Below are 24,614 nucleotides of genomic sequence, written 5' to 3' on the forward strand. Positions count from 1 at the left end.
TCCGATACGAGGAAAGGCTTCCTCAGCAGTGAACCCCATCGCCGGTTACACAAAAATCTGTACACCCTCGCGAGCCGCTGCAGGAGGGAGCGGCCCCTAATGCGCGACAGATGGTGTCGGCGATCAACCCCGCCTATTTGGAGTTCACCAAGACATTCAGAACGAGCTTTCGACCGTTTGCCATATTGATTGCAGTATGGGGTGGTGGTTTCTTCTTTTTGATGATGATTCCATCGATATTTGATATGCTATCAAGGCTTAATGAAGAAAGAACTCAGATATTCTTCCTGCTTGTCTCAGTATTATTGCTCGCAATTCCAGTGGCCTGCTTTGTGTTTGCGTATCGCCTGCTAAATACTTTTCAGTCTAGGATTATCCTTAGTCGTACCCTCAGGCGCTTCTACCAATGGCAGGGTAAGAAGCTAGGCTGGACTTGGGTTGACTATGACACGATAGTGCCTGCAGTTTACGGCTATACAGGAGTCTCACCTTACGGCGCCAGCTCGATGTACATGCTGGACGTCTATGAGGTGGAGCCGAGAACGCGCCGAATTCTGAAGGGCATCCGGGTCAGCGATGCGGCTAACTATGTGATTGCCCAAGCCGAGTTGTGGGAGTTCATTCGTCTATACATGGAAGCGCCACCACACAATGTGCCGCCGATCGAGTATCGCCTTCCAGAGGGTCAGGAGCACGGGATCCATGCGCGCATCGATCGGGACACCATTCCCGGTCTGCTCGACGATGAGCATCGTCTGAAACGCGGCTTGTTCTACAAGCTCTACTTCGGTATGGGGGCGATGTTCAGTTACTGGGCCGATCGGATGATTCCGTGGATCGAGCGCCACACTCGCCGTCCGCCGTTGCCCCCGGAGTTGGAGGAGTCGATGCAGTGGGAGGGGGAGAACCCTTACCGGGTCATCCCGCCAACCGAGATCGAGCAACGGGCGATCGACGGCGAGTTGCCCTACATGAATTTGCGCTGGCGTATTGGAATGATGCTGTCCACGCTGGCATATGGAGGAAGCTTCCTGTTCATGGTGTTCGTTGGCTGGCGTGAAGTGATCTTCGGTCCAGACTGACGTTTGCACTGGGATGGATTCCCGAGGGCGCCAACTAGGAACGGATTAAGAACGGATCAGGTTGAGCGGGGTACGCCCGCGCCAATTTGCTCACGCTAGAAGTGGAATTTTCTCGTAGTCTTTCCCGAGGAGGTTCCATGAAGCAGCCCGCTTCACCGACAGCCAGATGATCGCCGTGCTCAAAGCTGGCGCGCGGGTCTCGGAGCTTTGCCGGGAGCACGGCATCAGCTCGGCAATGCCGGCTCTCAACAGACGAATGTCTGGTCAGCTCGCACTGGCCGCCTAGCTCCACTTTTGGTGGCCGCTAAAAGCAGGGGGGGATTACCGATGCATTTGGTTTTGATGTTTGGAGATGTGCCGTCCGGTCACCAGTAGGGAATGCTATCGTCAGCGCGGTACAGGCGCCCATCGCCTGCACGATGTCTTCAATTCCCGCTCCCCGCATTCCGGCAACGCCATGCAACGCCCCCGCCACTTCTCCATGCTCCGCGAATTCCAGCTGGCCGACTGGTTCACGCTGGCCAATGCCTTTTGCGGGACAGGGGCAATTTTTGCGGCGATGCGGTTCCTGCATGAGGGTGTGGTTCGCGATCTGATGGTGGGGATGGCGCTGATTCCGCTGGCGTTCGTGTTCGATGCGCTGGACGGGCGGATTGCGCGGTGGCGGAAGGTGGCTTCGACGCTGGGGCGGGAGCTGGATTCGCTGGCGGACGTGATCTCGTTCGGCGTCGCGCCGGCGGCGCTGGGTTATGCGTGCGGGATGCGCGGCGGCTGGGACTGGGTGGTGCTGAGCTATTTCGTCGGCTGTGGGGTCAGCCGGCTGGCACGCTACAACGTCACTGCCGAGACGCTGGCCGATGGTGGCGACAAGGTGAAGTATTTCGAGGGCACGCCGATCCCCACCAGCCTGGCCATCGTGGTGGCGTTGGCGATGGCGGCCTGGCTGGGGCGGATCGGCGATGCGCTCTGGTTCGGGATGTGGCAGGTGGGGCCGTGGCAGTTGCATCCGCTGGTGCTGGTCTATGCGTTGTCGGGGTCGCTGATGATCAGCCAGACCCTGCGCATCCCCAAGCCCTGACCCGCCGGATTGCCGCCGGACGATTGCTATGATCGTGGCCTGATCCGGGAGGAAGGCAATGGGCGACAGCGGGCAGCATGGGGGGGCACAGCCGGGCGATTTCGACGCATTGGCGCGCCAGTACTGGAATGCCTGGGCAGGGGCGCTGCGCGGCGCATCGCCGGAGGCGGTCGCGGCCCAGCCCTGGCAGGCGGCGATGGACTGGTGGGGGCGCGCTGTACAGGGCGGTCCCGCCGCGTCCGGCGACGCCCTGGGGCGGTTCAATGCGCAGGCGCGCCAATGGTTCGGGCAGATGCAGCAAGTCGCCGCGCAGTTTGGCGGCGGCGACGCCAGTGCCTCGCAGATCGCGTCCGCCTGGCGACGGGCGGTGGAGTCGGCGGGCGCAGACCCGTTCGTCGACCTGATGCGCGGCATGCGCGGCCCCGGGCTGGAGGGCTTCGAGCAGTGGTTCGAGCAGGCCAGGCCGTGGCTCGACGGGATGCGTGGCGAGTCGCTTTCGTGGCTGCGCACGCCGACGTTCGGCTTCGCCCGCGAACACCAGCAGCGCTGGCAGCAGCTGGCCCTGGCGGTGGCCGACTACCAGCAGTGCACGCAGGCCTACGACGAACTGATGCGCGAGGCCACGCGGGATGCCTGCGCGATCTTCGAGGACAAGCTCGGCGCACACGAGGCACCGGGAGAGCAGCTCCAGTCGGCGCGAGCGCTGTTTGACCTGTGGGTGGATGCCGCCGAGGACGCTTACGCGAAGATCGCGCTGTCCAGAGAGTTCCAAGAAGCGTACGGAAAGCTGGTGGACGCGCAGATGCGGGTCCGCGGGGGTGTCCAGCGCGAGGTGGAGCAGGCGTCCGCGGTGTTCGGCATGCCGACCCGCACCGAGCTGGACGGCGCGTATCGCAAAATCGTGGCGCTGGAGCGGCAGCTGCGGAAACTGCAGGATGAAATGAAAGCCGCGTCCGGTCCGGCCAAGGCAGGTGCACCGGCGCCGGCTGCGCGAAAGACCCGGAAAGCCGCGCCTGCGAAGACGACCCAGACCAAGGCCGCGGCCTCGCGCAAGCCGGCGGCGAAGAAGCAGATTGCGAAGAAGCAGGCGCCAAAACCCGCGAAGAAGAAGACCACGAAGGGGAAGCGCTGACATGGCCGGACCACTGGACATCACCCCGGACCGGCTTGCCGCCGAGGCGGTCGCGTTCCAGCAGAAGCTCATGGCCGGGCTGCAGACCCTGCGCGAGGTCGACGACGTCGACTACGGCGCCACCGCGAAGGAAGAGGTCTGGCGCGACGGCAAGGTCGTGCTTTACCGCTACCGCGGCGAAGGCAAGCCCACCGCGAAGGTGCCGCTGCTGATCAGCTACGCGCTGGTCAACCGCCCGTACATGGTCGACCTGCAGGCCGACAAGTCGATCGTGCGCAACCTGCTGGCGCGCGGCGAAGACGTGTACATCATCGATTGGGGTTACGCGGACCGCTCCGACCGGTTCCTGACGCTCGAGGACTACATCGAACGCTTCCTCGGTGGCGCGGTCGACCACCTGCGCGAAGCGCACGGGCTGGACGCGATCAACCTGCTCGGCATCTGCCAGGGTGGCGCGTTCTCGCTGTGCTATGCGTCGCTGCACCCGGACAAGGTGCGCAACCTGGTCACGATGGTCACGCCGGTGGACTTCCACACCGACGACAACATGCTGTCCAACTGGACGCGGGCCATGGACGTGGACCTGTTCGTCGATACGCTGGGCAACGTGCCGGCGGACCTGATGAACCTGTGCTACCTCACGCTCAAGCCGTGGCGGCTGTTCGCGCAGAAGTACGTGGGGCTGGTCGACATCCTCGACGACAAGCGCAAGGTCGAGGATTTCCTGCGCATGGAGAAGTGGATCTTCGATTCCCCGGACCAGGCGGGTGAAGCGTTCCGGCAGTTCGTCAAGCAGTTCTACCAGGCAAATGGCTTCGTCAACGGCGGCATCGTGATCGGCGACCGCGAGGTGCACCTGGGGCTGGTCGAGATGCCGGTGCTCAACATCTTCGCCGAGCAGGACCACCTGGTGCCGCCGGCGGCATCGAAGCGGTTGAAGGAACTGGTCGGCACCGACGACTACACGGAGCTTTCCTTCCGTGGTGGCCACATCGGCATCTATGTGTCCGGCCGGGCGCAGAAGGAAGTGCCGGGCACCATCCACGACTGGCTGGCCGAGCGTTCGCGCTGACCGATGGCTGCGCACGCGAACCAGCCTGCGTCGACGTTGCTTAACGCATGTCAGGCTAGACTCCAGCCGTCTTCCGGCCCGCAATCAAGACGATGAACCAGCCGCAACGTTTCACCCGATCGATCAATGACCGCGTCCTTGCCGGCGTCATGGGCGGCATCGCGCAGCGCTACGGCTGGAATTCGACCCTGGTGCGCGCGGTCTACGTCATCGTCTCGGTCGCCTCCGCCGCGTTCCCCGGCATCCTGGTCTACCTGGTCCTGTGGCTGCTGATGCCCGAAGGCGACGGTTGAGCGCATCGCCTGGCGCATATCGTGCGCCGGGCGCCGGCCTGCGCGCGCTGCAGCTGCTGGGCATCGTATGGACGTTGCCCAACACGCTGGTCGGATGTGTCCTCGGCGTTGCCGGCCTGGCTGCCGGCGCGCACATGCACCTGCGCGTGCGCGACCTTGCGATCGTCTTCCATCGCTGGCCCTGGGGACCGGGTGGTGCGCTGACGCTGGGCAACGTGATCCTGCATACCGGCGACACGCTCGACTCGGCGTGCATGACCTATGCCCATCGCGCGGGCCACGGCGAGGAGGCACCGATCGTGCTGGCGGACCACGAGCGCGCGCATGTGTACCAGTACATGGTGCTCGGCCCGCTGTTCCTGCCGCTGTACCTGCTGTGCGGCGGCGTCTCGGTGCGCAACCGCTTCGAGCGCGCCGCCGATCGCTACGCCTGCGAAGGCCGCAGCTGGTGGCCGTGGTAGAAGGGCCGCGTGCCGACGAACGGTCACTGCGTTTTACATCCTGGTAACGGGCATCGCGGTAATCTGCATCCGTCGAAGAAAAAGCGGAAGGCGAAAGCCGGAAGCAATCGCTTCGACGACAGAAGGCTCAGCCGATCGGAGAAATCCGGCAGACTGGGCCTTCTACTTTTGTGCGGTCGCGACAGACGCTTGCCGGTTTTTCAGGTGATTGCGCGACATGCTGCGCGTATCGGGGCAACAACGGCGCGCAAGCTGCGGATCCTCCTTCCTCTTTCGTCCGTTTCCACGTGAATGCGCTTCCGCAGCGCGTGCGCTAGGCTCGTGTGGGCGAGGGAGGGCTGGGAATGAATCGAGACGGGTTCCGCGCTTTGACGCCGTGGTCTTTCTTCCTGCCCATCGCGCTGGCCGTGGCACTGGGCGTGCTGGTTGCCAACGGGCTTGGGGCGATGTTCTTCGGGGCAGGCGAATCCGGCAGCGCGCAGCAGGTGCGGGCCGATGATGTGGACGCCGACGGCGACGCGCACACCCCGGATGATGTGCCTGTTCCCGGCGCGAAGGCATCCGCCGCATCGGGAAGTGCCGATGCGGCCGACATGGACGGCAAGCCCGAAGCAGAGGCACCTGTCGCGCTCGAGCCGGTCAGGCTGCCGGGTCCCAGCGCTGCGCGGCGCGACGGACTGTCGCGCGCCTGCATCGGCGGCACCATCGCGGTGCGCGCGACCAACGGCTGGGAGCAGGAAGTGGTGGAAGACGCGCCGGCGCGCTGCATCGCCGCCTCGCCCTGACGCTGCTCAGTCGCCGGATCGGCGCAGCGGCAGGGACCGCAGGCTTTCGCCCAGCACCGAGGCGTCCGGGCCGAACCGGCGCTCCGCGAACAGGATCGATGCGTCGTCCACCAGCACCACGCTGCTGCAGCGGGTGCCGTAGCGCGGGTCACGCACAAACGGCGGCGACAGCCGGCGCTCCAGTTCCGCTCCCACCCCGGTGTCGGGCAGCGCGTCGTCCGGCGCGATGGTGGTGTCAGCGAGTGTGTCGAGCAGCGGCGCGATCACGTCGGCACCGGGTGACTTGACGCCTGCCGCCGGTGACTGCAGCCATGCGTCCAGGGCCCGGGTGGCGCGCGTGGTCTTCGGCCAGGGCGCGTCGAACGCGCCGTTGGACATCGCATGCAGGCCGGGCGCGACGACCGCCGCGGCGAAGCCCGGATGATTGCCCGCGAACGCCAGCGTGTTGCCATCCCAGGCCAGCAGGTTGAAGCGCCCGAACTCCGCCGCGACCGGCGCCAGCGCTTCCGTTGCCGCCACCGCGGCGGTGTCGCCGCGCACGAAGTCGCGCACCAGCGCGCCGCGGGAGCGCGGCCTGGCTTCGGGCGCCAGGCCGGCGCGGACGTTGGTGACCGCTGCCAGCCGCCCGCGCTTGGAGACCTGCAGCCAGCCGCCGCCCTGGACCAGGTCGCGGCCGCCGTAGACGTCCGCGGCCTCCGGGTCCACGCCCGCGGCGGCGCTGGGCCGCGCGTGCAGTTCGTCGCGGTTGGCGATCAGCGCCAGCCGGTAGCGCGGGTGTGCGCGCCAGGCGAGGGCGACCAGGCACACCGGCTCAGTCGCCGCTGGTCGGCAGCAGGCCGGCCACGAGCTCGGCCGGCCGGCACAGGCGGGTGCCCAGCGGCGTGACCACGATCGGCCGGTTGATCAGGACCGGATGGGCAAGCATGGCGTCGATGAGCGCGTCGTCGCCGATGGACGGGTCGTCCAGGCCCAGCTCGGCATAGGGCTCGGCCTTCGTCCGCAACACCTCACGCACCGGGACGCCCATCGCGTCGATCATGGCGACCAGGGTCTCCCGGTCCGGCGGGTCCTTGAGGTATTCGATCACGCGCGGCTCGAAGCCGGCGTTGCGGATCATGCCGAGCGTGGTCCGCGACGTGCCGCAGGCGGGGTTGTGGTAGATGGTGATGTCGGGCGTTGCCATGGAGCCGGAACCTCGTCGGTTTTGGTGCGAACCGACAGTTTCGTCCGATGCGCCCGGCAATGCGAGCCGGATGGCCACGGGCGACGCGCGATGCGATGTCGATCCGGCGCCCGTCCGTTCGTCGCTCTCCAGAACCCCCGGCATTCCGGCCGGTGGTCGCAGCCATGCAAGCGAGGAGGTCCCCAATGCGTTATGTCGATGGTTTCGTGGTCCCGGTCCCCAAGGAGAACCTGGCGGCCTACCGGCGCCTGGCCCGCAAGGCGGGTGCGATCTGGAAGGAGTACGGCGCGCTGGAGTACGTCGAATGCGTCGCAGACGACGTCCAGCCCGGCAAGCGCACGTCGTTTCCGCAAAGCGTGAAGCTCAAGCCGGACGAAGTCGTGGTGTTCTCCTGGATCGTCTACAAGTCGCGGGCCCAGCGCGACCGCATCAACAAGCAGGTCATGGCCGATCCGCGCCTGGCCGACATGGACCCCAAGTCGATGCCGTTCGATGGCAAGCGGATGTTCTGGGGCGGCTTCAAGACGATCGTGGAACTGTGAGGGCCGGGCGATGGTGAACACGACACGATGCGTGCTCGCAGTGCCGGCGCTGGCGCTGCTGCTGGGTGTCACCGGCACGGCCGCGGCGGCGACGCGGACCTACGACATCGACCCGGAGCACACCTTTCCCAGCTTCGAAGCCGACCATCTGGGCGGGCTGTCGGTGTGGCGGGGAAAGTTCAACAGCAGCCACGGCAGCGTGACGCTGGACCGCGAGGCAGGCAGCGGAACGATGGAGGTCGTGGTCGACGTATCGAGCATCGACTTCGGTCATGACGCGCTCAACGAACACGCGCTCGGTGCCGAGCTGTTCGACGCGGGGGAGTATCCACGGGCGGTCTACAAGGGACGGCTGGAAGACTTCGTGGACGGCAGGCCGACGCGCGTGGCGGGAGAGTTGACCCTGCACGGCGTGACGCGCCCGGTCGAACTGGAGGTCAGGAGCTTCAAGTGCATGCCGCACCCGGTGCTCAAGCGTGAGCTGTGTGGTGCCGATGCCCTGGCGACGATCCAGCGCGACGAGTTCGGCATCGATGCGGGCAAGGACTACGGCTTCGACATGGCGGTGACGCTGCGGATCCAGGTCGAGGCGATCGTGCGGGAGGAGTGAGGGGGCGCCAGGTTGACGCGTGGGGCGCTGCGCGCCTCCGTCTCCCGCAGGCGGGAGAGGGGGCTGGGGTCGCGTCGCATCAGGCGCACTCGCGCGCCCTGGCCAGCAGCAGCTCGCGTTCGCGCACGTTGCGGGTCATGCCGGCCGCGCGTTCGAACTCCGCGCGCGCCTCGTCGAAGCGTTCGAGCCGGCGCAGCAGCTCGCCGCGGACGCTTGGCAGCAGGTGGTAGTCGCGCAGGGCGCGCTCGCCGGCGATGGCGTCGACGGCGGCCAGCCCGGCCTCCGCACCCGCGGCCATCGACACCGCCACCGCGCGATTGAGCGCGACCACGGGCGAGGGCAGGACGCGCACGAGCGCGTCGTAAAGCGCGACGATCCGCGGCCAGTCGGTGTCGTCGGCGCGCGCAGCACGTGCATGGCAGGCGGCGATCGCGGCCTGCAGGGCGTGGCTGCCCTCGCGCCCGCCGAGCGCTTCGGCGCGCTCAAGCGAGGCCAGGCCCTGGCGGATCAGCGCCTGGTCCCACTGCGTGCGGTCCTGGTCGAGGAGCAGGACCGGTTCGCCATCCTTGCCAACGCGGGCAGCGGCGCGCGAGGCCTGCAGTTCCATCAGCGCCAGCAGGCCGTGGACTTCCGGTTCGCGCGGCATCAGCGTCGCCAGCGTGCGGCCCAGGCGCAGCGCCTCCTCGCACAGCGCCGGGCGCAGCCAGTCTTCGCCCGCGGTGGCGGCGTAGCCCTCGTTGAAGACCAGGTAGATCACTTCGAGCACGGACGCCAGCCGCTCCAGCCGGTCGTCGCCGCGCGGCACCTCGAATGGCACCTGCTTCTCCGACAGCGTGCGCTTGGCGCGGACGATGCGCTGCGCCATCGTCGGTTCGGGCACGAGGAAGGCGCGCGCGATTTCGTCGGTGGACAGCCCGCAGAGCATGCGCAGGGCCATGGCGACGCGACCTTCGCGCGGCAGCACCGGATGACAGGCGGTGAACACCAGCCGCAGCAGGTCGTCACCGATGTCGTCGTCGAGCGCCTCCTCGAATCCCGGGGCCATGGCCTGCTGCGCCTCCAGCTCACGCGCGATCTCCGCGTGTTTCCTCCATTGCAGCTTGCTGCGTCGCAGGCGGTCGATGGCGCGGCGCTTGGCCGTGGCCATCAGCCAGGCCGCGGGGTTGTCCGGCATGCCGGCCTCCGGCCAGCGTTCCAGCGCGGCCACCAGCGCGTCCTGCGCCAGTTCCTCGGCCAGTCCCACGTCGCGGACCATGCGCGCGAGCGCGGCAATCAGCCTGGCCGATTCGGCGCGCCAGGTGGCCTCGATCGCGCGGTGGATGTCGGTCGTCGTCATCGCGCCGATCACAACACCGGCGGCCCGGTCGCGCAAGCCCGCTGCTGTCCCACAGCACCTCGGGCGCGTTCCGCGGTCGTCGCAGGCCGCGCCCTTGTGATATTGACGAAGCAGGGCGGGGGAATTCGACAATCAGGGAAGGCCTGCCGGCGCGAAGCTTCAATCGTCGGCCAGTGCATCCCCGTCGCGATGGCCGTTGCGCTCGCTTTCCTCGCGCGCCTCGCGGGCGAGTTCGGCGAAGCGCCTGCGCTGCTTTTCCAGCGCGGTGTCGTCGAGTTCCTCCAGTGCGAGCAAGGTGTTGTTCGCAGTCTCGGTGGCGCGGATCAGTTCGTCCAGCTTGATCTGCAGGGCTTCGGTGTCGCGGTTCTGCGTGTTCTGGATCAGGAACACCATCAGGAAAGTGATGATGGTGGTCCCGGTATTGATCACCAGTTGCCAGGTGTTGTTGAACTTGAAGACCGGCCCGGTCACCGCCCAGATGATGATCAGCAGCGCGGCGATCGCGAAGCACAGCGGCCGCCCTGTGAATCACGCCGCCGCCTGGGCGAAGCGCGTGAACGCGGAGGAATGTTTCATGCCAGCCTCGCTGGAAGGAAATGCCGGAGTCGCCCGCTCATCCGCGCGGACCGCCCATCACCGGAAGCACCACGCCGTTGACATAGGACGCGGTAATGGGCGAGGCGAGAAACACGTAGGCCGGCGAGATCTCCTCCGGCTGTGCCGGGCGCCCCATGTCGCTGTCCTTGCCGAAGTCGACGACATCGCCGGCGGATTTGTCGGCCGGGTTGAGCGGCGTCCAGACCGGGCCGGGCGCGACTGCATTCACGCGGATGCCGCGTTCGAGCAGGTTGGCCGCCAGCGAGAGGGTGAAGGCATGGATCGCGCCCTTGGTCGCGGAATAGTCGAGCAGGTGCGGGTTGCCGAAGATGCCCGTTTCCGAACCGGTGTTGATGATGCTGGCGCCTTCGCCCATGTGCGCCAGCGCCGCGCGCGCCATGTTGAAGTAGCCGCCGATGTTGGTGCGCAGGGTTTCCTGCAGGCGCGCGTCGGTGATGTCGGCGATGTCCTTCGCGTGCAGCTGGAAGGCGGCGTTGTTGACCAGCACGTCGAGCCGGCCGAAGGCCCTGGCCACCTTGCGCACGGCGCCGTCGCAGAACTTCGCGTCGCCGACGTCGCCAGCATGGAGGACGCAGCGGCGGCCTTCGGCTTCGACGCAGCGTTTGGTCTCCTTTGCGTCGGCGTGTTCGTCCAGGTAGAACACCGCCACGTCCGCGCCTTCGCGCGCGAACAGTACGGCCACCGCGCGGCCGATGCCGGAGTCGCCGCCGGTGACGATCGCGGCCATGCCCTCGAGCTTGCCGCTGCCGGCGTAGTCGGGCGCGAGGAAGCGCGGCTGCAGTTCGAGGTCATGCTCGTTGCCGGGCTTGGGCAGGTGCTGCGCCGGCATCGGGTTTGCCGGCTGGCGGCGGATGCCGGCCTGGACCGGCTTCTTCTTCTTTTTCGCAGCGCTCTTGGACGCCCGTTTCCCGGCCTTCGCATCGGCCTGCTTCTGCAACGTGCGCTGCCGTCGGACAGCCGTGGCAGCGGCCTTGTGCGGTGCCTTGCCTTTCGCCGTGGTCGCCATCGCCGATCCTCCCTGCGGATGCAGTGGGGCGACGATAGGAACCCCGGCGTCGTTGCCGCGTGACACGCCGCTGCGGCGCGCCCGGGATCAGTCGGATGTCCGGGCGGGGATGAAGGGCGATGCCGGGTCGCTGGCCGGGAAGGTTTCCTCCAGCGCCTCGTCCTGGTTGTCGCTCTCGTGCTGCTTGCGTTGCTGTCGATGTTGCGGTGTTTCAGGGGCGCAGTCATCGCCGGGATCGATGGGTGGATCCTTGCGGTCGCGACGGTTGCTCATTGCGATGCTCCGTGGCTGGTGTCGAGCCGATGGTGCGGTAGTGCGGTGGCCGGGCCGCTGGAGTCGGCAGCGCGGCCGCGCCGCGGGGCTGGACGCTCAATATCCGCCCGCGGCCGTTGCCCCGGCGTCAAGATGTACACCGCGTCGGCGCACGGGTTGGAAGGCGATGGCGTTCAGGCAGCGGCAGCCGCGGCGAGTTCTGCACGGCGCGCCACCCGCCAGCCGATGACCGCCGCGCCGAGTAGCACCGCCGATGCGATCAGGAACGCGGTACCGGGGTGCGGGAACCACGCCTCCGGCCCCACCGAAACCGCATACACCGCGCCGAAGAACAGCGGCGACACCACGCCGGCGATCGCGCCGACGCTGTTGTTCGCACCCTGCAGCTGGCCCTGTTCGGACTCGGACACACGCTGGGTCATCAGCGACTGGATCGTCGGCATCGCCAGCCCCCACAGGGCGTTGGGCAGCATCGCCAGGGTGAACAGCACCCCGGTCGGCGCCAGGCCCATGCAGGCGATACCGGCGGCGCCGAAGCACAGCCCGGTGATCATCACCCGGCGGTCGCCGAAGCGTTTCACGGCGGGACCGACGAGCAGGCCCTGCACCAGCATGTCGAGCACGCCGACCATCGCCAGCAGCACGCCGACCTGCCATGCGCTCCAGCCATAGCGGTAACCGGCGTAGAGCACGAACACCGCCGAAAACACGTGGTGGGCGAAGTACAGCAGGAAGTTGACGCCGGCCAGGCCCGTGAGCTCCGGGTGCGAACGCAGCAGGCGCAGGGCGCCCAGCGGGTTGGCGCGTTTCCACGAGAACGCCATGCGTCGCTCCTGCGGCAGCGATTCGGGCAGTACCAAGGCGCCGTACAGGAATGCGATGCCGCTGAGTCCGGCCGCAGCCCAGAACGGCGCCCGCGGCGACCATTCGCCGAGCACGCCGCCCAGCAAGGGGCCAGCGACGAAGCCGGCGCTGAAGGCGGCGCCGATCAGCCCGTAGCCGCGGGCGCGGTGTTCGGGCTCGGTGATATCGGCCATGTAGGCGAACGCGGTGGTGAAGCTGGCCGACGTCACGCCGGCGATGATCCGGCCCAGCGCCAGCCACCACAGGTCCGGCGCCACCGCCATGAGCACGTAGTCGATGGCCAGGCCGACGGTGGAGATCAGGATCACCGGCCGCCGACCGTACTGGTCGGACAGCGAGCCGATCACCGGCGAGGCGAGGAACTGCATCAGCGCCCACAGGGCGACGAACAGGCCGTTGATGATCCCGGCGCGCGCATTGGAGCCGGTGAACTGTTCGATCAGCGTTGGCAGGACGGGGATGACGATGCCCATCGACAGCACGTCGAGCATCGCAGTGACGAGGATGAACGCGATCGCGGCCTTGCTGGCGCGGAAGGCGACAGGAGACATGGAATGATTTCCGGGGAGTGCGCCGGCTTGCCGGCGCGGAGTGCGGATGCACGGACGATCCCGGGCCTTGGCCGGGACGGAGGAAACGGACCCGGCCCGTGGGGCAGGGGAAGCGCGTGGCTTCAGGTGTTGGCGACAATCCGCATGGTTGCTGCCCCTCGGCGAACAAGGGGCGCGATGTTACACGATGGCCGATTGCGCGTGCCAGCGGCGCCTGCGGCGGGGTTCACGTGGCGAAGGTGCGGGTCGGCACGGTTCGCGGGATTGAAGGGAACAGTCTTGCCACTTCGCTGCGTGGCCGTGGCAGGAAGTCCCGCGCGGATCAGCGCAGCCCGCTCCTGCGCTTGGCGTCGAGCCACTTGAGCGCATGCGCGGGCTGGTAGCCGTCGAGCCAGGCGAACAGTCCGTCGATGTCGTCGCCGTGCCACAGGTCGGCGCGCTGGTCAGGATGCAGGAAGCGTTCGGCGACCATGCGGTCGATCATCGCCAGCAGTGGATCGTAGAAGTCGTCGACGTCGAGGAAGGCGCAGGGCTTCTCGCCGAGGCCGAGCTGGCGCCAGGTGAGCATCTCGAACATCTCGTCCATCGTGCCGAAGCCGCCGGGTAGGGCGACGAAGGCATCGGCCAGGTCGAACATGCGCGCCTTGCGCTCATGCATCGAGCCGACGACTTCAAGCCGGGTCACGCCGCGGTGCGCGACTTCCAGGTCCACCAGTTGCTGCGGGATCACGCCGATAACTTCGCCGCCGCCCTCCAGCACCGCGTCGGCGACGATGCCCATCAAGCCGACGTTGCCGCCACCGTAGACCAGGGCCAGCCCATCGGCCGCCATGCGCGCGCCCAGGGCCTTCGCACGTTCGGCATAGGCGGGGCGGAGGCCGGCGTTGGAGCCGCAGTAGACGCAGATGCTTTTCATGGGGCAGGGTTCTTGAAGATCGGTGCGGAGCCTGGAGTCACTGGATCCCCGCCTGCGCGGGGATGGCGATCAGAAATCCAGGGTCCAGGTTTTGCCCCAGCCCCCAGGTTGGGGGCGGTTCGCGCCGAAGGCGCGAAGGGGCGGGGATGGCGGCATGTTTTGGGGCCCGCGGTTTGCGCAGCAAATCGTGGGCGCAAGGCGAACCCTAGTTCGCCTTGTGGATCGCCCGCTTGTCCACCGCCATCGCCGCGTCGTGGATCGACTCGGACAGGGTGGGGTGGGCGTGGCAGATGCGGGCGAGATCGTCGGCGGAGCCCTTGAACTCCATCGCCAGCACGCCTTCGTGCACCAGTTCGGAGACGCCCACGCCGACCAGGTGCAGGCCGAGCACGCGATCGGTTTCGGCGTGCGCGATCACCTTCACGAAGCCGGCCGGTTCTGCCATGGCCACGGCGCGGCCGAGCGCGGCGAACGGGAAGCTGCCGGTCTTGTACGGCGTGCCGTCTTCCTTGAGCTGCTGCTCGGTCTTGCCGACCCAGGCCACTTCCGGCTCGGTGTAGATCACGTTGGGGATGGTGTCGTAGTTGACGTGGCCGGGCAGGCCCGCGATCAGCTCGGCCACCGCGATGCCTTCCTCGAAGCCCTTGTGCGCAAGCATCGGCCCGCGCACGCAGTCGCCCACGGCCCAGACGCCGTCGACGCCGGTGTGGCAGTGCTCGTCGACCTCGATCACGCCGCGCTGGTCGAGCTTGACGCCGGTGCCTTCGGCCAGCAGGTCCTTGCTCGCGGCGCGACGGCCGACAGCGACCAGCAGCTTGTCGAAGGTGATCGTCTGCTCGCCGTTCTTGTCGGTGTAGGTGACGACCACTTCCTTCTTCTTGCCCTTGCCCTTGACCTCGGTCTTCGAGACCTTGGCGCCCAGGCGGATGTCCAGGCCCTGCTTCTTGAACTCGCGCGCGGCGGTCTTGGCGACCTCGGCGTCGGCGACGGCCAGGAAGTCGGGCAGGGCCTCGAGCACCGTGACCTCGGCGCCCAGGCGCTTCCACACGCTGCCCAGCTCCAGCCCGATCACGCCGGCGCCGATCACGCCCAGGCGCTTGGGCACTTCGGTGAAGTCGAGCGCGCCGACGTTGTCGACGATGCATTCGCCGTCGAACTTCGCGAACGGCAGTTCGATCGAATCCGAGCCGGCGGCCAGCACCACGTTGGCGGCCTTGAGTTCGACCTCGGAGCCGTCGTGCTGCTTGACCTTGACCACGTTGCCCGGCTGCAGCTGGCCGAAGCCGTAGAACGGCGTGACCTTGTTGGCCTTGAACAGCATCGCGATGCCGCCGGTGAACTGCTTCACGATGGCGTCCTTGCGGCCGACCATCTTCGCCACGTCCATCTTCGCGTCCTTGAAGCTGATGCCGTGCTGGTCGAACAGGTGGCCCATGTTCCAGTACTGGCGCGAGGAGTCGAGCAGCGCCTTGGACGGGATGCAGCCCACGCGCAGGCAGGTGCCGCCCAGCGCCGGCTTGCCGTCCTTGCCCAGCGCGGCGTCGATGCAGGCGGTCTTCATGCCCAGCTGCGCGGCGCGGATGGCGGCGTGGTAGCCGGCGGGGCCGGCACCGATGACGATGACGTCGAATTGCTGTTGTTCGCTCATTGCGTGGTCCTTGTTCCTGGTTCCCTCTCCTTCAAGGGGAGGGCTAGGGGGATGGTTGCCTCGCGGCGTCGATGGGGAAACCCATCCCCATCCCGACCTTCCCCTTGAAGGGGAAGGGGAAAGTTACATGCCGAGCAGCATCCGGTGCGGATTCTCGAGCTGGTTCTTGATGTCCACCAGGAACAGCACCGCGTCCTTGCCGTCGATGATGCGGTGGTCGTAGCTCAGCGCGATGTACATCATCGGCGCGGCGACGACCTGGCCGTTCTCGACGATGGCGCGCTCCTTGATCGTGTGCATCCCGAGGATCGCCGACTGCGGCGGGTTGACGATCGGCGTCGACATCAGCGAGCCGAAGGTGCCGCCGTTGGTGATGGTGAACGTGCCGCCCTGCAGGTCCTCGAGCTTCAGCCCGCCCTCGCGCGCGGCCCTGGCGTAGCCGTCGATGCCCTTTTCGACGTCGGCAAAGGACATGCGCTCGACGTTGCGCAGCACCGGGGTGACCAGGCCGCGGTCGGTGGAAACCGCGATCGAGATGTCGGCGTAGCCGTGATAGATGATGTCCTCGCCGTCGACCGAGGCGTTGACTGCCGGGTACTTGGCCAGCGCGTTGGCCGCGGCCTTGGCGAAGAAGCTCATGAAGCCGAGCTTGATGCCGTTGGCCTTCATGAAATCGTCCTGCAGCTGCTTGCGCATCGCCATGACGTTGGCCAGGTTGACCTCGTTGAACGAGGTCAGCATCGCGATCGACTCCTTCGACTGCATCAGGCGCTCGGCGATGCGCTTGCGGATGCGGGTCATCGGCACGCGCTCTTCCGGACGCGCGCCGCCGGAGACGCCCGCGGTCTTGCCGCTGGCGTAGTTGACCAGGTCTTCCTTGGTCACCGCGCCGCGACGGCCGGTGCCTTCGACCTGCGACGGGTCGATGCCTTCCTTCGTCGCGGTGAAACGTGCGCCCGGCGGCAGGTCGTCGGTCTTCGCCGCGGCGCCGCCCTTGCCGGCGGAGGACTTGGGCTGGACTTCCTCGGCGCCCGCCGCCGGCTTCGACGGCGTGGTCGCCGGGGCGTCGGCCTTCTTGTCGTTGGCGGGCTTGTCGGCCTTGGCGTCTTCCTTCGGCGCTTCGGCGGCCGCGCCTTCCTCGATCACCGCGATGACCTGCTGGCTGGTGACGGTGGCGCCTTCCTCGAACTTGAGTTCCTTGATCACGCCGTCGACGGTGGACGGGACTTCAAGCACGACCTTGTCGGTTTCGAGATCGACGAGGTTCTCGTCGCGCTTGACCGCATCCCCGACCTTCTTGTGCCACGACGCGATGGTGGCGTCGGAAACGGATTCGGGAAGGACCGGGACTTTGATTTCGGTGGCCATGGTGGGCGGCGTCCTGATGGAAACGTGGAAGGAGGGCGGGGCGGATTATTCGCTGACGGTTTCGCCGTCGAGCGGGTTGACCAGTGCGTCGGCAACGAGTTGCTTCTGTTCGGCGACGTGGTCGTTGAAATGGCCGACGGCCGGGGCAGGCGAGCGCGGGCGGCCGGCATAGTGCAGCGACTGCTTCGGAGCCAGGCACGCGACCAGGTGGTGGCGGATCTGGTACCACGCGCCCTGGTTGTGCGGCTCTTCCTGGCACCAGACCACGTCGGTGGCCCTGGTGTAGCGCTTGAGCTGCGCGGCCAGCAGTTCGCGCGGGAACGGGTACAGCTGCTCGACGCGGATCAGCGCCACGTCGTCGGCGCCGCGCTTTTGCATGTCCTCGAGCAGGTCGTAATAGACCTTGCCCGCGCACAGCACCACGCGCGTGGCTTTCTTCGGGCTGCTGGTGGTGTCGGGGATCAGGTGCTGGAACTCCCCATCGGCCAGTTCGGCCAGCGACGACACCGCCAGCTTGTGGCGCAGCAGCGACTTGGGCGTCATCACCACCAGCGGCTTGCGGGTGTCCATGCACAGCTGGCGGCGGATCATGTGGAAGGCCTGCGCCGGCGTGGTCGGCACGCAGACCAGCATGTTGTCCAGCGCGCACAGCTGCAGGAAACGCTCGAGGCGTGCGGAGCTGTGCTCCGGGCCCTGGCCCTCGTAGCCGTGCGGCAGGAACAGCGCCATCCCGCACAGGCGGTTCCACTTGGCCTCGCCGGAGCTGATGAACTGGTCGATCACCACCTGCGCGCCGTTGGCGAAGTCGCCGAACTGGCCTTCCCAGATGTCGAGCGTGTCCGGGTCGGCGGTGGCGTAGCCGTATTCGAAGGCCATCACCGCTTCCTCGCTGAGCAGCGAGTCGATGATGATGGCGTCCTCGGGGTTCTTCACCAGCTGCTGCAGCGGCAGGTAATGGGTGTCGCTCTTCTGGTCGTGCAGCACCGCGTGGCGGTGGAAGAAGGTGCCGCGGCCGCTGTCCTGTCCGACCAGGCGCAGCTTGTGGCCTTCGTCGAGCAGGGTGGCGTAGGCGAGGTTTTCGGCGAAGCCCCAGTCGCCGGGCTGTTCGCCTGCGGCCATCTTGCGGCGGTCGTCGTAGATCTTGGCCACGCGCGGATGCAGCACGATGTCGTCGGGGACGGTGTTGATCACCTTGGCCAGCTTGTCGAGCGTGGCGCGCTTGACCGTGGTGTCCACCGGGTCGGACAGCTTGCCCGACAGGTACTGCGACCAGTCGATGGTGAATTCGTCGGGCTTCACCTCGGCCAGCTCGGTGGTGACTTCGCCCGCATCGAGCTTGTTGCGGTAGCCGTCGACCAGCGCCTGCGCGTCGTCGCCGGCGATCACGCCGTCGGCCGCCAGGCGGTCGGCATAAAGCTCGCGGGTGGTCTTGTGCGCGCGGATGGTCTTGTACATCAGCGGCTGGGTCGCGGCCGGCTCGTCGGCCTCGTTGTGGCCGTGGCGGCGATAGCAGACCAGGTCGATGACCACGTCCTTGCCGAAACGCTGGCGGAAGTCGAATGCCAGCTCCGCGCAGAACACCACGGCTTCCGGGTCGTCGCCGTTCACGTGCAGCACTGGCGCGCCGACCATCTTGGCCACGTCGGTGCAGTACAGCGTGGAGCGCGCATCCTCGGCGGCGCTGGTGGTGAAGCCGACCTGGTTGTTGATGACGATGTGCACCGTGCCGCCGACGCGGAAGCCGCGTGCCTGCGACATCTGGAACAGCTCCATCACCACGCCCTGGCCCGCGAACGCGGCATCGCCGTGCAGCAGGATTGGCAGCACCTGCTTGCGCTCGGTATCGCCGCGGCGGTGCTGGCGCGAGCGCACGGAACCGGCGACCACCGGGTCGACGATTTCCAGGTGCGAGGGATTGAAGGCCAGCGCCAGGTGCACCGGGCCGCCGGGCGTGTGGATGTCGGCGGAGAAGCCCATGTGGTACTTCACGTCGCCGGTGTGGGCGCGGTCGTCCCCGGCGTGGTCGAACTTGCCCTCGAACTCGTCGAACAGCTTGCGCGGCGACTTGCCGAGCGTGTTGACCAGCACGTTGAGGCGGCCGCGGTGGGCCATGCCGATGACGATGTCCTTGACCCCGTCCACGCCGGCGCGGCGGACCATGTCGTCGAGCAGCGGGATCATCGAATCGCCGCCTTCCAGCGAAAAGCGCTTCTGGCCGACGTACTTGGTGTGCAGGTAGCGCTCCAGGCCCTCGGCCGCCGTCAGGCGCTCGAGGATGCGGCGCTTTTCGTCGTCGGTGCGCTTGAAATCGCCGCCGGCCGCTTCCAGCCGCTCGTAGATCCAGCGGCGCTGCTCGGCGTCGGTGATGTGCATGAACTCGGCGCCGATCGGGCCGGTATAGGTGGCCTTGAGGCGTGCGAGCAGGTCGCCCAGCTTCATCCGCGCGTTGCCGCCGACGCCGCCGGTGCTGAATTCCGAGGACAGGTCGCTCTCGGACAGGCGGTGGAAGGCGAGGCCCAGGTCGGGCGCCTCCGGCTTGTCCTGCATCGCCAGCGGGTCGAGGTTCGCACCCAGGTGGCCGCGCGAGCGGTAGGCCGTGATCAGGCGACCGATGTGGCGCTCGCGCTCGTCGCCGGTGCCTGATGCAACGACGCCGCGGGCGGCCTGGCGGCCGGCGGCGGCGACGCTTTCGATGATGGCGGAGTGGGGGACGTCGCCGGCCTCGCGGCCCCTGAATCCGTCGAACCACGCCTTCCACTGCGGCCCCACGCTGTCCGGGGTGACCAGGTACTGCTCGTACAGGTCCTCGATGTAGGCGGCATTGGAGCCGAGCTGGGAGGACTGCGCAAACTGCTTCAGGAGACTGTCCACGTCTGGCGTATTGGGCTCGAAGAGGAAGGGGCAAACGCCTGATTCGACGGGATTTTCGCAGGCCCGTGGAGTGGCGCGGGAAAGAACTTCAATTATAGCCGCTGGGCGTGCCGCAGTGCATCATGCCGCGGGACGGCGTGTTTCCCCTGCGGTCATCGTCAGAGTCCCAGTGCGCGGTATTCGGTGCAGGGACGTGCGCGTTCCCAGACCGGCCGGAAGTGCTCCGCGAGCTGGCGCGCGCGGCCCGCGGCGCCGGTTTCGGCTTCGCCCTCCAGGCGGTGGCCGAGCGGGCGGAAGTAGTAGCCGCCGTCGTCGTTGGCCAGGTAGGCGGACGGATATTTGTGGTCGACCGGGTCGGCGACCTCGCGGAACGCGATCGCGCTGGGCAGGCGCTGGGCCAGCGCCAGCAGCGGCGCCAATGCGCGCTGCGGCGCGGCGGCATCCTGCAGCAGCACCTGTACCTGGACGCCATCGCCGCGGGTGCACAGCGCGCGCATGGCCTCGAGTACGCGCGGCGCGTCGAGCAGGCCAGGGTCCAGTTCGCGGCTGTAGACATGCAGGCCGTGGCGGGCCTGGCCGATGATCGCCGCGGTGACGGCAACGGCTGCATCGCGGTCGTCGATCGCCTGCGGCCGGTCGATGCGGCGGCGCAGCGCCTGGTGCTCGATGCCGGCTTCCATGAAGCGCTCGCCGACCGGCACGAAGCCGTGGCGCGCATAGAACGCCTGCGCCGACACCTGTGCGTTGAGGGCGATGTCGCTCCAGCCGTGCCCGCGTGCCAGTCGCAGCAGGGCGTGCAGCATCGCGTCGCCGACGCCCGCGCCGCGCCAGTCGCGCAGCACGGCCATGCGGCCGATGCGGGCGGGGGCGCTCTCATCCGGAGGCGGCACGAGCCGGCCGGTGCCGACCGGCTCGCCGGCGCGGTCGCGGGCAATCACGTGCGCGCAGCGCGGATCGAGTGCGTCGCGTTCTTCCTCGACGGGGACGTTCTGTTCCACCACGAAGACCTGCTCGCGCACCGCGAGCAGGTCTTCGGCGGCATTCGCGAACTCGACCGCTTCGACGCGGAACGGCCCGCGCGTGGCAGCGATGGTGTTCACTGCGGATCGTCCTCCGGTTCGACGAGGTGGTAGTGGCCGCCCTGGAGCAGGTCGTAGACCGCGTCGCGGCCACTGTCGGAAAGCTGTGCGTAGGCGGCGCCGTCGAGCGTGGGCGCGGCGGCGATGGCGCGGGCGTCGCGCACGGGCAGGGCATGGGCCTGGCCCGCCGCATACAGCCGCGCACCCCTGCCGGCACGGCGCCAGGCCATGCGCGTCCACGGGTGGCGGTGCAGGACGTGGCCCTGCTGCAGGTCCCACTCGATCTCGATCCGCGAGCGCGCGTCGTCGCCGGGCATGGCTTGGCCGGCGCTGCGGTACAGGGTGATGAAGCGGCCGAACCAGTCACCCAGCCGTTCCGGATCGTCGGTGCGCAGCGCGTCGAGCGCGGCGGCCACGCGCTGCATCGCCGCGCCGTCGATCTCGTGCGCATCCTTGGCCGGGGCGAGGTCCGGATCGACGTAGCGCGGGCCGTCGTCGGTCTCGGCAGCCAGCGCGTCGACGAAATCGCCCAGCAGTTCCACCGCCGCGGGCGCGCGCATGCCGACCGAATAGGTCAGGCACGGGTCCTCGGCGATGCCATGGTGGGGCACGCCGGGCGGCAGGTAGAGCATGTCGCCGGGGGCCAGGATCCAGTCGTGGGTCGGGTTGAAGCGCTGCAGCAGCTTGATCTCAACGTCCTTGCGGAAGTGCAGCGGCGGCGCGTCGCCGGCGTCGATCTGCCAGCGCCGGTGGCCCTGCGCCTGCAGCAGGAACACGTCGTACTGGTCGACGTGCGCGCCGACCGATCCGCCGGTCGCGGCGAAGCTGACCATCACGTCGTCGATGCGCCAGCGCGGCAGGAAATCGAACTTCGGCAGCAGGGCGGCGATGTCGGCATCCCACTTGTCGACGTCCTGCACGAGCAGGGTCCAGTCGCGGTCGCCCAGGCCGGGGAACTCCTCCTCGCGGAAGGGCCCGTGGCGCACCTTCCAGGCGTCGCGTCCGCGGTCGTGCTGGATGAGCCGGGACAGGGCCGTGTCCTCGCAGGCCAGGCCGGCCAGGTCCTCGGGTTCGATGGGCGAAACGAAGCCGGGGAAGGCATTGCGGATCAGCAGCGGCTTCTTCTGCCAGTAATCGCGCAGGAAATCGGCCGCGGGCATGCCCAGCGGCTGCGTTGCGGAGCCTTCGACTTCGATGGGGAGCTGGGCGCGGGAGCGTGCCATGGGCGGGTCCGGTGGTCGTCTGCCGCCATTGTCGCGCCAACCGGATGAATGTCGCTTCGGCAGGGTGGTCCCGCCGCGTGACGACGAGGGTCAGCCGTCGTCCAGACTGCGCCCGAGTTCGGCCTCGCGGTCGCGGATTTCGGTGTCGATGTCGCGCGGCGGCCCGGATTGCCCGCCATCGCTGCCCTGGGATGCGCGCAGGCGCGCCAGGTGGGACGGTTCGGCAGGCGCCGGGAAGCCGCGCGCGGCCAGCAGCGCCTGGCAGCGTTGCTGCGCCTGCGCCAGCTGCGGGTAGCGGCCGGCCTGCACCGGCCACCAGTAGATGTTCTCGACGACGGGCTGCGCGCCGATGCGTTCGGCAACGGGTGCGGCTTCGATCGTGTAGCCGGGGTCGGCGCCGTGCTCCAGCAGCCACAGCGCCTTGTCGAAGCGGCCGGCGCTGTAATGGCCAAGGAGGGTGTCGCCGGGCATGCCGTGCGCGGTCGCGTTGACGTCGGCACCGCGTTCGACCAGCAACTTGACGTTGTCCCACTCCCCGGCGAGTGCGGCGACCATCGTCAGCGGCTCGCCGTCGGCGTTGCTGCCGTCGACCTTGCCACCATGGTCGAGGAAAGCCTGCAGCAGGCGCGGATCGGGCGCTTTCGCGGCCCAGACGATGGCGTGGCCCGCGGCGGGCACTTCGCGGTCGGGATCGGCGCCGTTGTCGAGCAGGGCGGCCACGCCGTCGACGTTGCCCTGCAGCACCGGCCAGGCGACCAGCGGCAGGCCACCGGGCGACACCGCATTCGGATCGGCGTGCTCCTCGCGGACGAGCCGCCGGACTTCAGCCGCGTCCCCCGCAGCCGCGGCGCGTGCCAGGGCCAGTTCGGGTCCGCTGAAATGCCGTTCGATGTCGAGTGTCTGGGACACCTTGGATCCTTGGGTGGAGGGAGCGGGTGCGGCGGCGTCCGGCCCGCGGCAGGCCGCGAGTGCGCACAGGGCAAGGACCAGCCACATCGTCTTCATCATAAGCGCGCGCGGACGGCATGCGGGTGTCCGTCCGGAGGATACGCCAGCCCCTGCGTCACGTGGCCGGAGTACCGGCGCGGGATGCACGCAGCGGTGGCAGGGTGACGGCAGCGCGTCAGCCCAGTTCGGCCTCCAGGGCGTCCTCGCGGCTGCCGACCTCGGTGCCCAGCGAGGCGTCGAGCACGCCGAAGCTGTGGCGATCGATCATCTCGCCGAAGGTGTCGCGCACGTCGCCGGACAGGCCCTGCTTGCCGGCGGCGATCACCACCGCCAGGTCGCGGTTGACCTCCTCGATGCTCTTGCCGCTGGCGCGCGCGAATTCGCCGATGTTGTCGACCACGTCGCCGACGGTCTTGATGCCGCCGCCCATGTTCTTCAGCACGTCGCCGGGCAGGTACTTGTCCGCGTCCGCGAGGCGGTCGCCGAGCCAGTCCGTCGCGCCATCGACGATGTCGCCGAGCTTGCCGAAGAAGCCGCCGGTCTTCTCGGCCGCCACGCCGGGCAGGCTGAGCTTGTCGGCGGTGCTGTTGATGTCGGCGAGGATGTCCTCGAGCGGGATCACGTCGGGCCGGGCGCTGCCATCCTTGTTGGTGGCGTCGAGGGTGACGACGGTACCGGCGGCATCGGGCAGGTCGCGCAGCTGGTCGCCGCTGGCGTTGGTCGGCAGCGAGTTGCCGGTGTAGTGGTTGTAGATGGCCACGCCGAGGTTGAGGTCGGTGGCCAGCGCGTCGGCGTTGCGCGACGTCAGCCCCTGCGTGTCGCGCTGCAGCGTGGTCAGCAGGTCGCCGTCGACCGCGTAGGTGGTGATGCCGGCGTCGGCATCGGCCGGTGGCGTCAATCCGCGTTCGGAGAGGAAGCGGGAGGTGGTGTCTGAATGCACGCCGGCCGGGTTGGAGACGATCCCCTGTCCGCCGGTGACCTGCGCCGCGGCGGTGGCGAGGCCGCCGCCCAGCGAGTGGCCGCTGTAGATGACGTTGCCATCGCTGTGTTCGCTGACCGTGGTGGCCAGGCTCATCGCGCGCTCGTAGTACTCCTCCGGGTTGCCCATCGCCTGCGCGACGTCGGCGTTGACGTCCTGGACGTCGCCGAAGTCGGTGCCTTCGAACGCCAGCACCGGCTGCGCATCCTTGCCGTAGACGGCCGGGTCGGGAATGAACAGCTCGGCGTTGAAGCCAGACCCTTGCGGGTGCAGCTGCGAGGAGGTGATGCCGTATTGCTTCAGCTCGGCCGCGCTGGCCTTGTGCCAGCCGTCGGGCGCGGCGTCGTTGGCGCCGAGCGAGCGGCTGAGCTGCAGGACCTCGCGGTCGTGGTAGAGCGTGGCGAGATCGTCGGTCTGCTTCCAGAGCGCGCCGTCGCCTTTTTCCTGGGCCTGCGTGTAGCCCCGGGTCAGCAGTTCGCGCTGCTTGGGGTCGGAAGTGGAGGCGTCGACCTTGGCCTGGATCTCCTCGGGCGACTGCCGTGGCGGCGGTGGCGGCGGCGGTGCGACCGCCTGCATCACCGTCTGGGCCGATTGCCTGATGCTGTCGAGAATGGTGGACATGGCCGCACTCCGGCTGGCGTTGGATGCCCCCTTTGATAACGGAGTGCCGGCCGGCGTGCCATTGGGGCTGACCCT

At 68.1% G+C, this 24,614-nt stretch carries 24 protein-coding genes; 9 read left to right on the plus strand and 15 right to left on the minus strand.

The window, feature by feature from the left end:
* The first annotated feature begins 110 nt into the window (after positions 1–110).
* The 7 genes from ABD679_RS04175 (at position 111) to ABD679_RS04205 (ending at position 5,903) form a co-directional block, all read left to right on the plus strand.
* Positions 111–1,082 carry a hypothetical protein gene (locus ABD679_RS04175; RefSeq protein WP_344758697.1) on the plus strand — a complete coding sequence of 324 codons (972 nt, stop codon included), beginning with the start codon at positions 111–113 and terminating at the stop codon, positions 1,080–1,082.
* Positions 1,083–1,539: 457 nt separating this feature from the next.
* The gene (locus ABD679_RS04180) at positions 1,540–2,160 is read left to right on the plus strand and encodes a CDP-alcohol phosphatidyltransferase family protein (RefSeq protein ID WP_344758698.1); all 621 of its coding nucleotides are present in this window, start codon (positions 1,540–1,542) and stop codon (positions 2,158–2,160) included.
* Between the two features lie 58 nt (positions 2,161–2,218).
* Positions 2,219–3,292: a class III poly(R)-hydroxyalkanoic acid synthase subunit PhaE gene (phaE, locus tag ABD679_RS04185; RefSeq protein ID WP_344758699.1), complete on the plus strand. Its 1,074-nt coding sequence runs from the start codon at positions 2,219–2,221 to the stop codon at positions 3,290–3,292.
* Between the two features lies 1 nt (position 3,293).
* Positions 3,294–4,364: a class III poly(R)-hydroxyalkanoic acid synthase subunit PhaC gene (locus ABD679_RS04190; protein ID WP_344758700.1), complete on the plus strand. Its 1,071-nt coding sequence runs from the start codon at positions 3,294–3,296 to the stop codon at positions 4,362–4,364.
* Between the two features lie 92 nt (positions 4,365–4,456).
* Positions 4,457–4,657: a PspC domain-containing protein gene (locus tag ABD679_RS04195; RefSeq protein ID WP_344758701.1), complete on the plus strand. Its 201-nt coding sequence runs from the start codon at positions 4,457–4,459 to the stop codon at positions 4,655–4,657.
* Positions 4,654–5,118, plus strand: coding sequence for a hypothetical protein (locus tag ABD679_RS04200; protein WP_344758702.1), 465 nt, complete (start codon positions 4,654–4,656; stop codon positions 5,116–5,118). Before ABD679_RS04195 ends, ABD679_RS04200 begins: the two co-directional genes overlap by 4 nt.
* A gap of 368 nt (positions 5,119–5,486) precedes the next feature.
* Positions 5,487–5,903 carry a hypothetical protein gene (locus ABD679_RS04205; protein WP_344758703.1) on the plus strand — a complete coding sequence of 139 codons (417 nt, stop codon included), beginning with the start codon at positions 5,487–5,489 and terminating at the stop codon, positions 5,901–5,903.
* Positions 5,904–5,909: 6 nt separating this feature from the next.
* Here the strand turns inward: ABD679_RS04205 and ABD679_RS04210 are convergent, their stop codons facing one another.
* On the minus strand, positions 5,910–6,710 hold the full coding sequence (locus tag ABD679_RS04210; RefSeq protein ID WP_344758705.1) for an NRDE family protein: 801 nt from the start codon (positions 6,708–6,710) through the stop codon (positions 5,910–5,912).
* Positions 6,711–6,714: 4 nt separating this feature from the next.
* The gene (gene arsC / locus ABD679_RS04215; RefSeq protein WP_344758706.1) at positions 6,715–7,086 is read right to left on the minus strand and encodes an arsenate reductase (glutaredoxin); all 372 of its coding nucleotides are present in this window, start codon (positions 7,084–7,086) and stop codon (positions 6,715–6,717) included.
* Positions 7,087–7,271: 185 nt separating this feature from the next.
* Between arsC and ABD679_RS04220 the strand changes: the two genes are divergently transcribed.
* Together ABD679_RS04220 and ABD679_RS04225 are read left to right on the plus strand one after the other, a co-directional pair.
* Complete coding sequence (locus ABD679_RS04220; RefSeq protein WP_344758707.1) at positions 7,272–7,628, plus strand: DUF1428 domain-containing protein; 357 nt, start codon at positions 7,272–7,274, stop codon at positions 7,626–7,628.
* A gap of 10 nt (positions 7,629–7,638) precedes the next feature.
* Complete coding sequence (locus ABD679_RS04225) at positions 7,639–8,238, plus strand: YceI family protein (RefSeq protein WP_425561843.1); 600 nt, start codon at positions 7,639–7,641, stop codon at positions 8,236–8,238.
* Between the two features lie 79 nt (positions 8,239–8,317).
* On the opposite strand, the gene ABD679_RS04230 is transcribed toward ABD679_RS04225, so the two are convergent.
* The 13 genes from ABD679_RS04230 to ABD679_RS04290 form a co-directional block, all read right to left on the minus strand.
* Positions 8,318–9,574: an RNA polymerase sigma factor gene (locus ABD679_RS04230; RefSeq protein ID WP_344758709.1), complete on the minus strand. Its 1,257-nt coding sequence runs from the start codon at positions 9,572–9,574 to the stop codon at positions 8,318–8,320.
* 159 nt (positions 9,575–9,733) lie between these two features.
* On the minus strand, positions 9,734–10,087 hold the full coding sequence (locus ABD679_RS04235) for a low affinity iron permease family protein (protein ID WP_344759127.1): 354 nt from the start codon (positions 10,085–10,087) through the stop codon (positions 9,734–9,736).
* A 100-nt stretch (positions 10,088–10,187) separates the two neighbouring features.
* Positions 10,188–11,198 (minus strand): SDR family oxidoreductase, encoded by a 1,011-nt coding sequence (locus tag ABD679_RS04240; RefSeq protein WP_344758711.1) that lies wholly within the window; start codon positions 11,196–11,198, stop codon positions 10,188–10,190.
* Positions 11,199–11,285: 87 nt separating this feature from the next.
* Positions 11,286–11,471, minus strand: a complete 186-nt coding sequence (locus tag ABD679_RS04245) for a hypothetical protein (RefSeq protein WP_344759149.1) — start codon at positions 11,469–11,471, stop codon at positions 11,286–11,288.
* 173 nt (positions 11,472–11,644) lie between these two features.
* Entirely contained in the window at positions 11,645–12,886 is a 1,242-nt protein-coding gene (locus ABD679_RS04250; RefSeq protein ID WP_344758712.1) for a TCR/Tet family MFS transporter, read from the minus strand.
* Between the two features lie 322 nt (positions 12,887–13,208).
* A complete protein-coding gene (locus ABD679_RS04255; RefSeq protein ID WP_344758713.1) occupies positions 13,209–13,802 on the minus strand; it encodes an LOG family protein in 594 nt (197 codons plus the stop codon).
* Positions 13,803–14,007: 205 nt separating this feature from the next.
* A complete protein-coding gene (gene lpdA, locus ABD679_RS04260) occupies positions 14,008–15,450 on the minus strand; it encodes a dihydrolipoyl dehydrogenase (RefSeq protein WP_344758714.1) in 1,443 nt (480 codons plus the stop codon).
* A gap of 123 nt (positions 15,451–15,573) precedes the next feature.
* Positions 15,574–16,818, minus strand: a complete 1,245-nt coding sequence (gene sucB, locus ABD679_RS04265) for a dihydrolipoyllysine-residue succinyltransferase (protein ID WP_344758715.1) — start codon at positions 16,816–16,818, stop codon at positions 15,574–15,576.
* A gap of 45 nt (positions 16,819–16,863) precedes the next feature.
* Positions 16,864–19,689: a 2-oxoglutarate dehydrogenase E1 component gene (locus tag ABD679_RS04270; protein ID WP_344758716.1), complete on the minus strand. Its 2,826-nt coding sequence runs from the start codon at positions 19,687–19,689 to the stop codon at positions 16,864–16,866.
* Positions 19,690–19,847: 158 nt separating this feature from the next.
* Positions 19,848–20,789: a GNAT family N-acetyltransferase gene (locus tag ABD679_RS04275; protein WP_344758717.1), complete on the minus strand. Its 942-nt coding sequence runs from the start codon at positions 20,787–20,789 to the stop codon at positions 19,848–19,850.
* The gene (locus ABD679_RS04280; RefSeq protein WP_344758718.1) at positions 20,786–21,991 is read right to left on the minus strand and encodes a ribosomal protein uL16 3-hydroxylase; all 1,206 of its coding nucleotides are present in this window, start codon (positions 21,989–21,991) and stop codon (positions 20,786–20,788) included. The genes ABD679_RS04275 and ABD679_RS04280 overlap by 4 nt, the downstream gene beginning before the upstream one ends.
* A gap of 90 nt (positions 21,992–22,081) precedes the next feature.
* Positions 22,082–22,900 (minus strand): ankyrin repeat domain-containing protein, encoded by an 819-nt coding sequence (locus ABD679_RS04285; RefSeq protein ID WP_344758719.1) that lies wholly within the window; start codon positions 22,898–22,900, stop codon positions 22,082–22,084.
* Between the two features lie 214 nt (positions 22,901–23,114).
* Positions 23,115–24,539 (minus strand): Tle-like phospholipase domain-containing protein, encoded by a 1,425-nt coding sequence (locus ABD679_RS04290; protein WP_344758720.1) that lies wholly within the window; start codon positions 24,537–24,539, stop codon positions 23,115–23,117.
* Positions 24,540–24,614 lie beyond the last annotated feature (75 nt).

The sequence above is a fragment of the Luteimonas lutimaris genome, assembly GCF_039537065.1.
Taxonomy (GTDB): domain Bacteria; phylum Pseudomonadota; class Gammaproteobacteria; order Xanthomonadales; family Xanthomonadaceae; genus Luteimonas; species Luteimonas lutimaris.

What these genes read in the sequence shown, in the direction of transcription:
- ABD679_RS04195 (WP_344758701.1), top strand. Translation starts at nt 4,457, where the DNA reads ATGAACCAGCCGCAACGTTTCACCCGATCGATCAATGACCGCGTCCTT.
- lpdA (WP_344758714.1), bottom strand. Translation starts at nt 15,450, where the DNA reads ATGAGCGAACAACAGCAATTCGACGTCATCGTCATCGGTGCCGGCCCC.
- sucB (WP_344758715.1), bottom strand. Translation starts at nt 16,818, where the DNA reads ATGGCCACCGAAATCAAAGTCCCGGTCCTTCCCGAATCCGTTTCCGAC.
- ABD679_RS04280 (WP_344758718.1), bottom strand. Translation starts at nt 21,991, where the DNA reads ATGGCACGCTCCCGCGCCCAGCTCCCCATCGAAGTCGAAGGCTCCGCA.
- phaE (WP_344758699.1), top strand. Translation starts at nt 2,219, where the DNA reads ATGGGCGACAGCGGGCAGCATGGGGGGGCACAGCCGGGCGATTTCGAC.
- ABD679_RS04245 (WP_344759149.1), bottom strand. Translation starts at nt 11,471, where the DNA reads ATGAGCAACCGTCGCGACCGCAAGGATCCACCCATCGATCCCGGCGAT.
- ABD679_RS04220 (WP_344758707.1), top strand. Translation starts at nt 7,272, where the DNA reads ATGCGTTATGTCGATGGTTTCGTGGTCCCGGTCCCCAAGGAGAACCTG.
- ABD679_RS04180 (WP_344758698.1), top strand. Translation starts at nt 1,540, where the DNA reads ATGCAACGCCCCCGCCACTTCTCCATGCTCCGCGAATTCCAGCTGGCC.
- ABD679_RS04190 (WP_344758700.1), top strand. Translation starts at nt 3,294, where the DNA reads ATGGCCGGACCACTGGACATCACCCCGGACCGGCTTGCCGCCGAGGCG.
- ABD679_RS04240 (WP_344758711.1), bottom strand. Translation starts at nt 11,198, where the DNA reads ATGGCGACCACGGCGAAAGGCAAGGCACCGCACAAGGCCGCTGCCACG.
- ABD679_RS04255 (WP_344758713.1), bottom strand. Translation starts at nt 13,802, where the DNA reads ATGAAAAGCATCTGCGTCTACTGCGGCTCCAACGCCGGCCTCCGCCCC.
- ABD679_RS04230 (WP_344758709.1), bottom strand. Translation starts at nt 9,574, where the DNA reads ATGACGACGACCGACATCCACCGCGCGATCGAGGCCACCTGGCGCGCC.
- ABD679_RS04225 (WP_425561843.1), top strand. Translation starts at nt 7,639, where the DNA reads ATGGTGAACACGACACGATGCGTGCTCGCAGTGCCGGCGCTGGCGCTG.
- ABD679_RS04250 (WP_344758712.1), bottom strand. Translation starts at nt 12,886, where the DNA reads ATGTCTCCTGTCGCCTTCCGCGCCAGCAAGGCCGCGATCGCGTTCATC.
- ABD679_RS04175 (WP_344758697.1), top strand. Translation starts at nt 111, where the DNA reads ATGGTGTCGGCGATCAACCCCGCCTATTTGGAGTTCACCAAGACATTC.
- ABD679_RS04290 (WP_344758720.1), bottom strand. Translation starts at nt 24,539, where the DNA reads ATGTCCACCATTCTCGACAGCATCAGGCAATCGGCCCAGACGGTGATG.
- arsC (WP_344758706.1), bottom strand. Translation starts at nt 7,086, where the DNA reads ATGGCAACGCCCGACATCACCATCTACCACAACCCCGCCTGCGGCACG.